The 8,552-nt window shown below is 60.4% G+C and carries 5 protein-coding genes; all 5 read left to right on the top strand.

The annotated features are described in order from the left end of the window. The first annotated feature begins 352 nt into the window (after positions 1 to 352). Positions 353 to 1,978 carry a L,D-transpeptidase gene (locus ACI38B_RS03740; RefSeq protein ID WP_439729576.1) on the top strand — a complete coding sequence of 542 codons (1,626 nt, stop codon included), beginning with the start codon at positions 353 to 355 and terminating at the stop codon, positions 1,976 to 1,978. A 223-nt stretch (positions 1,979 to 2,201) separates the two neighbouring features. After that, positions 2,202 to 2,615: a glycine cleavage system protein GcvH gene (gene gcvH, locus ACI38B_RS03745; protein ID WP_015449952.1), complete on the top strand. Its 414-nt coding sequence runs from the start codon at positions 2,202 to 2,204 to the stop codon at positions 2,613 to 2,615. 250 nt (positions 2,616 to 2,865) lie between these two features. Beyond that, positions 2,866 to 4,080 (top strand): App1 family protein, encoded by a 1,215-nt coding sequence (locus tag ACI38B_RS03750; RefSeq protein WP_439729577.1) that lies wholly within the window; start codon positions 2,866 to 2,868, stop codon positions 4,078 to 4,080. A gap of 136 nt (positions 4,081 to 4,216) precedes the next feature. Next, positions 4,217 to 6,763 carry a S9 family peptidase gene (locus ACI38B_RS03755; protein ID WP_439729578.1) on the top strand — a complete coding sequence of 849 codons (2,547 nt, stop codon included), beginning with the start codon at positions 4,217 to 4,219 and terminating at the stop codon, positions 6,761 to 6,763. 283 nt (positions 6,764 to 7,046) lie between these two features. Beyond that, positions 7,047 to 8,084 (top strand): 3-isopropylmalate dehydrogenase, encoded by a 1,038-nt coding sequence (locus tag ACI38B_RS03760; RefSeq protein WP_439729579.1) that lies wholly within the window; start codon positions 7,047 to 7,049, stop codon positions 8,082 to 8,084. Positions 8,085 to 8,552 lie beyond the last annotated feature (468 nt).

Consider the following 8,552-nt stretch of genomic DNA (forward strand, 5'->3'; position numbering starts at 1 on the left):
AAGGCCGCCATTGCGCGCTACATGATCGAGGAGTGGCTCGGGCACGAGCTGTGAAATGAGTTCGCTGTGCGGATGGGTACCTGTGAAGCTATGTGTCTGAGCGCGGCTATGTGTCAAAGCGCGGTGGCGCCGCACAGGTCGGCGCCACATAGGTTGTGTCGTATAAGCCGCGTTGCATCGCTGTCGGCGTGCCGGATGTGATGTTCGACACGTGATGGCGTCCGCAATACGTGAAAGCCTTGAGATGGTCATATGATGCGGCTAAAGTCAGGCAGGAATGGATAGGAAAGGCATCAACGTGACGAACACTTTTGACGGTTCCGTGCCACGATACGGAGTTGGGGGCCCCGACATGCCGCGAAATACGCGCGTGCCGGCGCAGCCTGATGCCCCAGGGGACATCTGGAAAACCAATCTGGCTGCCGATGCTGCCGATGTGAACGATGACACGCTCTCGGGTATGGAGATTCCGCTGTATGCCGTCTCCGATGCCGGAAACGGCAATGCAGACGATGAGATGGCCACCGCGTTACGCCCGCCGCATAAGCGCCTGTGGCTGAGAATCCTGCTGATTGTGCTCGCAGTGCTTGCCGTCGCGGCGGTTGCCGGCTTCTTTACGGCACGTTGGTACTATCAGGACAAAGCCGCGCCGGGAGTCATGTTCGCCGGTGCATCGGTGGCAGGGCAGAACAGTGAGCAGCTGGCTGCCACGGTCAAATCCGCGGTGGAGAACACGAAGATCACTGTCACCGACTCGCAAGGCAATACGGTCACCGCAAGCCTCAAGGATCTCGGCGTCAATGTCAACCAGAAGCAAACGGTATCCGCGCTGATCGCCGCGAAAGACGGCAATCCGTTCGTGCGCATCAATCCGTTCAGCAAGCAGAATGTCAAGCTCGCCGCAACCACCGACAAGCTTGCGCTCAGCCAATACCTGACTGGCAAGCTCATTCCGAACGACAGCCAGGCCATCGCATCCACCATTGCCTATGATCAGACGTCGCAGAAATTCACAGTGACCGTGGGGCGAGGCGGGCAGGCGCCTGTGACGGACAACGTGGTCAAGGCGATAGATCAGGCGCTAGACACGCCGGGAACCACGCGGACCGCGAGCATCACCTACACGCAGACCGACATGCCGATCAGCGAGGCGGCTGCGACCACCGCCGCCGATCAGGCGAACGCCGGCCTTGGGCTGAGCATCACCATCAACAACGGCGATGCTACGACATACAAGATTCCGGCGGCAACCATCGCTTCGTGGACCGTTACGACAGCTGACCCGGCGAAGGGCACCATCGCGGTGTCCTATAACAAGCAGGCCATCAGTGACTACATGAATGGCGAGTTGGGCAACCACCTCAACCAGACGAAGACCAATCAGGTCGATCTGGTGGATACGTCCGGCAACGTCATCATGACGAGAACCAAGGGCGTGAACGGTGTGGCGATCAAAGACACCGCTACGGTCGCCGATCAGGTGTACAGCGCATTGAGTGCGAATCGTTCAGCGACGCTGACAGTTGCCAGCGATGTCACGAAGTTTGACACTGAACAGCAGAAAGTCACGTGGAAGATCGTGGTCGACCGTTCGAAGCAGACCGCAACCGTATACAACAACGACCAGGTTGTCCAGACCTTCAACGTGTGCACCGGCAAGACCGGAAAGCACGAGACTACACCTGGCAATTATTTCATCTACCTGAAATACCAGGTGCAGGACATGCGCGGCACCAATGATGACGGTTCCCAATACCTGAGCAAAGGTGTCAAATGGGTCAGCTACTTCAATGGCGGGCAAGGCTTCCATACGGCGGGTTGGAACGCGGCTGGCATCGCCTCTGGAGACCCGACCGGTCATGGTTCGCACGGTTGCGTCAACATGAACGAAGCTGACGCCAAGTGGATTTACGACAACTGCCCGGATGGCACGCTCGTTCAGGTGGTCGGTGCCCAACCGACTGCCCCGGTGCGCTGAGCCGCAGGCCGGCCCACAGCTGTTCTCCCCTCACGAACTGGTTACGTTGAGTGCCCGGTTTGCGTAGACAGTTTGTATAACTCCTCAAACTGGTTACGCTGGGAGTAGGGTTTGCATAGACAGTTTATGATATGCGAGTGTTGTGGGGTGCCGACCGGGTGGGTTGCGGCTGCGGTGTCGCGATCTTTGCGCGGCGGTTGACTTTATGCGGTACGCTGAAGCCATGAGCAATAACGAACAGGAAGATGATCGCCCGAATCTTGAAGTCCCGGATCATCTGGAATACTCCGACGAGCATGTGTGGGTTGACGCCAGTGTGGACCCCGCGGTGATTGGCATCACCGAATACGCCGCCAACCAGTTGGGCGACTTGGTTTTCGTCGATCTGCCGGAGGTAGGCACTCGCGTCGAGGCGGGCGACGAGATCGTCGAGTTGGAATCGTCGAAGGCCGTCGAACCCCTGGTCAGCCCGGTCGCCGGTACGGTGCGGTACGTGAACCGTGAGGCCGCGGACGATCCGAGCATCATAAACGGCGACCCGTATGGCGAGGGCTGGATTCTTAAGATTGCACTCGATGACGACGAGCCGGACCTGCTGTCCGCCGAGCAGTATGCGGCGATGCTTCGCCGGCTGTAACTCGTGCCGGAAGCCTCTGCTGACGCTGTGGCACCCGTCCTTCTGTGCGGCGTGAAGCGCGTCCAATCGCGTCTCTGCTTCTGCCGACGCTGACGAGCGTCTCAGCGTCGGCAGAAGCAGAAGGTTGGCCCCAGACGGCCGCCTTCATCGGAAATGTCCATCCGGGATGTCCCTGAGTCGGCCCTGAATTCTTCCGGAACTCACGTTCCTGCGTCATCTGTTCTTCAATACCCCACCGTATGATGGGGGCATGAGCAGCATTACACAATTCCCTCACAAACGGAATGAGGATGACATGGCGACTGTGCCGATTCCGGCGCGTCGTGTCGTCACCACCTTCGATGCTGCCTCCAAACATGAGCAAATCGACGTCAAGCCTCTTCCTGTGAGGATTTTCCGCCGCATCGTTACCGGCGTGTTCAGCCTGTGGGCGAAGATTTCCACGACAATCGTGACCAATCTGAATTGGCGGCAACAGGTCGAGCCGTATGTTGGGTACGGCACCAGCAATTTCTCGCGGTTGATCTGCCGGACCGTGTACGAGCCGCTCCGCCGCAAACCGGGCGCGCTGATGCGCGGATGGCGCGGCATGCTGGCGGTTCCCGCGCCCAAAGTCAAAGTGAAGCTGTCCATCGACGGTGTTCCGGTGGAAACCGTACAGGTCGGCACAAGTGAAGTCTACGACCGCGTCGACAGATTCCGCGAGCGCAGCATCGACTATGCGGTCTCTGATTCCGCGGGATATCTGGATCTGGTCGCCGACCGGGCACTCGAACCCGGAATCCATCACGTGTCCTATCAGGTCGAGGGTCGTCACGCGGTCAATTCCAATCTGTTCACTATCGCGCCGGGCACGCGTGTCGGTGTGATATCTGATGTGGATGACACCATCATGATTACGCAGGCGCCCACCTTGTGGAAGGCGGCATACAATCTGCTGCTGCTCAATCCGCAGAAGCGCGCATCCGTCCCAGGTATGGCGGTGCTGTTCAACCGGATCGCGGATATTTTCCCGGACGCGCCGTTCTTCTACCTGTCTACCTCGCCGTGGAATGTGGAAAGCTCAATCCGCCATTTCATCGAGAATTACGGTTTCCCGGCCGGCCCTCTGCTGTTGCGGGACCTCGATCCCAGGCCGAAGACCTTCATCCCTTCGGGTGTGCAGCACAAGCTGGAGTATGCCGAGCAGCTGATGGGCGATTTTCCGGACATGAAGTTCATTCTGATCGGCGATGACGGGCAGAAGGATCCAACCACGTATGCGACCATCGCGAAACGGTATCCGGGGCGTGTCCTCGCCATTGGTATTCGGCAGTTGAGCCCGCGGGAATCCTCGCCGCTCGGCCCGGTTCGTGGCATGACACAGTCGCAGCCTTCGCCGGTCACGGACGTGCCGGTGTTCACGGGTACGACCGGCGCCAATCTCATGAAGACAATGCTGCCGTACCTGCGGCAGTTCGCTTGAGGTTACATTCGAAGCGATGCTCGACGTACGACGCATACAACTTCGAGAGGCGGGGTGACTCAACGGAGAACGGCAGGCGACATGCGTGAACTCGCCGTCATCGGACCGTCCCCGGGCTTGTTTTACGATGGTGCCTATGAGTGACGAACAGCGCAATGACGACCGTCCGCAAGGGCTTTGCGGCAAGGGCTCACAATCTGGTTCAGGCTTGTCCGGTTCAGGCTTGGGCTCCGGCGACAACCCACCGTACGCCAAGCAGGAGCCCCACCGGCGGATTGAACACGGGGATGTGTTCGACGATCCGTATGAGTGGATGCGCGACAAGGATTCTCCGGAACTCGCCGCTTACGTCGCCGCGCAAAACGCCTACTGCGACCGCCGGATGGCTCCGTTGCACCATCTGCGCGAAACCCTGTTCAAGGAATTCACCTCGCATGTTCAGGAAACCGACATGTCAGTCCCTACGCGAGTGAACGACTACTGGTATTTTTCCCGGACCCGGGAAGGCAGCCAATACGCCGCATCCTGCCGCATTCCCGTGCGTGGTGAGGATGATTGGGATCCGCCACATATCGACCGCGAGGCTGAACCGGGTTCCATGCCCGGGGAGCAGGTGTATTTCGACGCGAACAAAGAATCACAGGGCCATGATTTCTTCCGCATCGGCGGCATGGACGTGAGCCATGACGGCCGCTGGTTGCTTTACGGCGTCGATACTGCGGGCGACGAACGCTACGACTTCCGGATTCGTGATTTGGACCACGGCACGGAACTGCCTGAAGTGCTCAAAGGCATTGCGGGGGCGTGCTTCACGGCCGACGGCGCGTGGGTGTTCTATACCGTGCTTGACGATGCATGGCGCCCGTACGCGGTGTTCCGGCATCGCGTCGGCACGCCGGTTGACGACGACGTCGAAGTGTTCCGCGAGCAGGACGAACGCTTCTGGGTGGGCGTCGGCCTGAGCTTCGACGAACGGCATGTGGTCATTTGCACCGGGTCCAAGACCACCAGCGAAGTGCTCATGCTTCCCGCAAGCGATCCGACGGGGGAGTTCACTTCGTTCATCCCGCGTCGTGAGGGCATTGAGTATGACGTGAGTTTCGCGTGTTTCGAAGGCGCCGGCGAGCATGGCGAAGACATTCCGGTCGCCGTTGTGGACCATAACGCGACAAATCCGAATTTTGAGATTGATGTGATCGACATGCGGTCGCATAAGCCGCCGTACCGGCTCGGCGAAGGCGTGTGCGTGGCGGCCGGGTCGCCGTATGGCTGTGAACAGGGGGATGCGGCGCTCGCCGGTGCGTCCGGCATGCCGGTCGGCACGCCATATCATGATCCGCGCAACCCGGCGATTTTGCAGGGGGCGCGCGGGCTATCCATCGACGGGATCGCATTGCATCGGCATTTCGTTGCCCTGTCGTATCGCGCGGATAGTCTGCCGCATCTTGCCGTGATGGCGAAAACCGATGCCGCCCAAGACTTTCTTGCGGGGCGTCCTTGGCGATTCCGCGAATTGGTTCCGCCGCCGCTGACGGAAGCTGGTGCCTGCGATAGTTGCGCAGATGGTGTGAGCGATGGCGCGAATGATGCTGGAAAAAATGGCACCGGTACGAACGATGGTGTGAGCGACGATACCAACGACCGCGGTGACGACGGACGGCTGTACTCCATCGGAGCCGCCGGCAATCCGTCCTATGACGCTCCGCGCATGCGCTACTCCTTCGGCAGTTACACCCGTCCCGGCGAACTGCATGAGATCGATCCGGCCACGGGCGCGGACACGCTGCTCAAACGAGCCCGCGTGCTCGGCGATTTCGACGCCCGCCGGTACGCCGAACGTCGCATCTGGGTGCGTGCGCGTGACGGCGAGTCAATCCCTGTGTCGCTGGTGTGGCGCCGCGACAAATTGTCCGCACAACCCGGCGAGTCGGCATGCTATGGCATTCGTGCCGACGGGTCATCCCCGATGTTCATCCTCGGGTACGGGGCGTATGAAGTCAGTTCCGACCCCGGGTTCTCGGTGGCCCGGCTCAGCCTGCTCGATCGCGGCGTGCTGTACGCGTGCGTGCACGTCCGTGGCGGCGGGGAAATGGGCCGCGCCTGGTATGAGCAGGGGCGTCGGCTCAACAAAAAGCACACATTCGAGGATTTCGTCGATGCGACGCGCGCCCTGCAACGCATGGGACTCGCTTCGCCGTCGCGTACGGTTGCGGAAGGCGGCTCGGCGGGCGGCCTGCTCATGGGGGCGGTCGCGAATATGGCTCCGGAATGCTATGCTGGCATCGAGTCGGATGTGCCGTTCGTGGATGCGCTGACCTCGATTCTTGACCCGTCGCTGCCGTTGACGGTGACGGAATGGGACGAGTGGGGCGATCCATTGCATGACCGCGCGGTGTACGAATATATGAAATCGTATTCACCGTATGAAAACGCTCCCGAACCGGGAGACCCGCGGGCTCGCGCCTTCCCGAAGATCTTCGTGACCACGTCAATGAACGATACGCGCGTGCTTGTCGTTGAACCGCTCAAATGGGTGGCGCGGCTGCAATCCGCTGGGGTGGATGCCGTCGAGAAGATCGAAACCGAAGCAGGGCATGGCGGGACGTCCGGCAGGTACCGGCAGTGGCGCGAGATTTCGTATGAGAACGCGTGGTGCCTGGCGACCATGGGCATTACGCGATAGGGGAGCTTTGGGCGGGCGCCTTGGGCCGGGTGTTTGGGGGTATGTGCCTTGGTCAGGCGCTTTGACCGGGGTCGGCCGGGCGTCGGCCGGACGTCGGTTTCCGGGCGTCGGTTTCCGGGCGTCGGTTTCCGGCGCTCGCCAGCCGATGGTGGGCTGGTGGACAATCATGCCTAAAACCCTCGAATTTGGCCGAAATGCGGACGTAATTCCATCATTCGGACTGGTGTCCAACTGACGGAATACGCGTGTCTCAGCCGCAGGTGAACCGACTATTGTCGCGAACATGAGCACAACCAAGACATATCGGATTGCCGTCATCCCGGGCGATGGCATCGGCAAGGAAGTCACCCCCGTCGCCCAGGCCGCGCTCGAAAAAGCGGCTGACGGCGTGGCATCGTTCACTTACGAAAACTTTGATCTCGGTGCGGAACGCTACCTGCGCGACGGCGCGATTCTGCCGGACGAGGATCTCGAACGCATCAAGGGCACCGACGCGATTCTGCTCGGTGCGGTTGGCGACCCGCGCATCAAGGCGGGCATCTTGGAGCGCGGCCTGCTGCTCAAGCTGCGTTTCTCGCTTGACCAGTACATCAACCTGCGGCCGTCCAAGCTGTACCGCGGCGTCACTTCGCCGCTCGCCAACCCGGGCGACATTGACTTCGTCGTTGTGCGTGAAGGAACCGAAGGCCTGTACTGCGGTGCCGGCGGCGCAGTTCGTCGCGGCACGCCGAATGAAGTGGCCACCGAGGTGTCCATCAACACGGCGTTTGGTGTCGAGCGCGTGGTCCGTTACGCCTTCCAGCTCGCCATGAAGCGCAAGAAGCATGTCACGCTCGTGCACAAGAAGAACGTGCTCGTCAACGCGGGCGACATGTGGCAGCGGATTGTCGACAAGGTCGGCGAGGAATTCCCGCAGGTCACGCACGACTACCTGCATATCGACGCGACCACAATCTTCCTGGTGTCGAACCCCTCGCGTTTCGATGTGATTCTCACCGACAACCTCTTCGGCGACATTCTCACCGATGAGGCGGGTGCCGTGGTCGGCGGCGTCGGATACTCCGCCTCCGGCAACATCAATGCTTCCAACGAATACCCCTCGATGTTCGAGCCGATCCACGGGTCGGCACCGGATATCGCGGGCAAGGAGATCGCCAACCCGACGGCCGCCGTGCTGTCGAGTGCGATGCTCCTGCGCCACCTCGGATTCGACGAGGCCGCCGCGAAAATCGACCGTGCGGTCGAAGCGGATATCGCCGAACTCGGGTCGACCAAGCGCACCACTGAAGAAGTGGGACGCGACATCTTGGCGCGCATCTGATACCTCTCACGCCACAAGCGTGTGAGCGCCGCCCTGCAATCCTGTGCAACGGAAGAAGTCAACAACAGCACGGGGATGCAGGGCGGTTTATTTTCTGTATCGTAATCACCCCCATGTCCACGCGCTTTCGCATGGATTTTCGCACGCGGTTGCGGTCTGAGGCATTGCTGGGTTCTGTCGGGTTGCGTATGTCTGGGCATGCGTGGCTGCGTGCTTGATGACTCGGGGTGGCGGATCGTACTCGATGTGTCAAGTTGTGTATGTCTGGGCATACGTGAGTGGGTGGAATGGCTTGTGAGGTTGTGTGGAGGGGAGCAGTTCTGTCGTGATTCGTATGTTCGGGCATGCGTGAGGGGTAGGTTGCTGTCGTTGGCTGCTGGATTTGGTGGGGTTCTGACGGGTTGTGTATGTCAGGGCATGCGTGGCCTGTTGAAATGGTGTTGGTAGTTGGGAGGTATCGCTGGATTT

Source organism: Bifidobacterium sp. (genome assembly GCF_051876855.1).
Lineage (GTDB): Bacteria > Actinomycetota > Actinomycetes > Actinomycetales > Bifidobacteriaceae > Bifidobacterium.

What these genes read in the sequence shown, in the direction of transcription:
- gcvH (WP_015449952.1), top strand. Translation starts at nt 2,202, where the DNA reads ATGAGCAATAACGAACAGGAAGATGATCGCCCGAATCTTGAAGTCCCG.
- ACI38B_RS03760 (WP_439729579.1), top strand. Translation starts at nt 7,047, where the DNA reads ATGAGCACAACCAAGACATATCGGATTGCCGTCATCCCGGGCGATGGC.
- ACI38B_RS03740 (WP_439729576.1), top strand. Translation starts at nt 353, where the DNA reads ATGCCGCGAAATACGCGCGTGCCGGCGCAGCCTGATGCCCCAGGGGAC.
- ACI38B_RS03755 (WP_439729578.1), top strand. Translation starts at nt 4,217, where the DNA reads ATGAGTGACGAACAGCGCAATGACGACCGTCCGCAAGGGCTTTGCGGC.
- ACI38B_RS03750 (WP_439729577.1), top strand. Translation starts at nt 2,866, where the DNA reads ATGAGCAGCATTACACAATTCCCTCACAAACGGAATGAGGATGACATG.